At 65.8% G+C, this 1,586-nt stretch carries 3 protein-coding genes and 1 pseudogene; all 4 read right to left on the bottom strand.

Annotation, left to right across the window (positions count from 1 at the left end; genetic code table 11):
- The coding region (locus PGX04_RS13995; RefSeq protein WP_273739079.1) for a Glu/Leu/Phe/Val dehydrogenase dimerization domain-containing protein at positions 1 to 295 on the bottom strand (295 nt) is incomplete at its 3' end.
- Positions 296 to 364: 69 nt separating this feature from the next.
- On the bottom strand, positions 365 to 754 hold the full coding sequence (locus PGX04_RS13990) for a helix-turn-helix transcriptional regulator (protein WP_273739078.1): 390 nt from the start codon (positions 752 to 754) through the stop codon (positions 365 to 367).
- An 85-nt stretch (positions 755 to 839) separates the two neighbouring features.
- Entirely contained in the window at positions 840 to 1,166 is a 327-nt protein-coding gene (locus tag PGX04_RS13985) for a hypothetical protein (RefSeq protein WP_273739077.1), read from the bottom strand.
- 226 nt (positions 1,167 to 1,392) lie between these two features.
- Positions 1,393 to 1,586: pseudogene (locus PGX04_RS13980) on the bottom strand (hypothetical protein); the annotation flags it as partial.

Below are 1,586 nucleotides of genomic sequence, written 5' to 3'. Positions count from 1 at the left end.
CGAGCCCGGCGAAATCGTCGCCGGTCAGCGCGGGATCGTACCGGTGTGGACCGACGTAGGGGCCGCGAACGCCGTCGTGGCGGACGCGGTACCCGTCGCAGACTCCCTGCGAGCCGTCATCGCGTTCGAACGGCACCGTGATCCGCTGGCGTTGGCGCGGGTACAGGAGTCGCTGCTCGATCGCGTCTGGCACCCCGAGACGGCGTGCGGCGGCCGTCGCGTACGTCCACGGGGCGTCGAGATCGGGAGCTGTTCGACTGGGTTCGTCGCTTGTGGAATCGTGAACTGTCGTCATTGGAGGTGAGTTACTGCTCGAGCGGACGACCGTCCGCGAACGCCACCGGCGAACGCGGACGACCGTCGTTCATGGGAGATCGCGAAAGAGACAGCGCCGCTCCCACTCGTGGTGTTCCTCGAGGCGCTCGTTGGCGCGCGTACTCGGCCGGTAGGCATTGGTCCGGCCGTCGAGGGGATGTTTCTCGACGTACCCTTCTTCGACGAGTTCGCCCAGGTTCTGGTAGAGCCGGCCCTGGTTGATCTCCTCGTCGTAGTAGCAGTCGAGTTTGTCCTTGATAACGAGGCCGTGCGGATTGCGATCGGCGAGCATCCGGATGACGAACAGCTGATCGCGCTTGAAGCCGGTCAGGTTCGTCAGTGGACGCGGATCCGTGATGTCGTCGGTCGTGGCCTCTCCACCGTCGTCGGTACTCGGTTCCTCACTGCCATCCGTGTTCGTTGAGGTATGATTGGACATCGGTTCGTCATCGGCGGCGAAGCCGCCGAAACTACGCGCGGGGATCGAACCCGCAGCCGGCCGGATCCGAGCGTAGCGAGCGCCGTCAGGGGCCGTGTTCCTTCCGATGTTCGCGGTAGAGCACGACGAGAAATGCGCCGAGGGGGAAGAAGCCGACGATGACGAGTAACAGCCCGACGACGACGGTGGCGGGCAGCTGGACGCTCGCGACGAAGTACGCCATGACGGCGACCGCGGCCCCGATCAACAGCGCGACGCTCGAGACCACGAGGCCGAAGCTCAGCTTCCGGTACTGCCACGTGAGGTTTTCGGAGCGGTTCAGCAGTCGGACCAGGACGACGACCGGCGGGATCGTCAGGGCGATCAGTTGCAGGAGCATCAGTGCGACGTCGGTACTGGCAGTGGTTGTCATGGGTATACTCTGGTGTGGACGAAGGTGGTCGGACCGCACGCAACTGCGTCGGTCTGCTGTCGATGCGACTCGGAGCGGTCAGCTATCTATACAACGAGAACGGTCAGCCATCGAGACGTCCGGAGGGACTAGCCGTCGAGACCCCGGTCCGGTGGTCGAATTCCGGATCGCGACTGCGCGGGCGGTGAGCCCGGTCGGCGAGCGTGACCCGCTCGCGCGCCGGACTCTACCGCCATTCGCGCGTGTGAGAGGGCCCGCCCTCGAGGTCCCACGGATCGTCGGTCGGATCGGCGGTGGCGGAATCGCCGTCGGTCGGATCGCTGTCGGCCGAATCGCCGGTCCACAGCGATCCGCCGAGGGACGCGAGAAAGACGAGTTGGCCGGCGGCGATGACGTACGCGCCGACGGTCGAGATCGGAA

Source organism: Natrinema soli (assembly GCF_028618695.1).
Note: the sequence above shows the minus strand (reverse complement) of the source record. Positions and strands in the feature narration are given on the sequence as shown.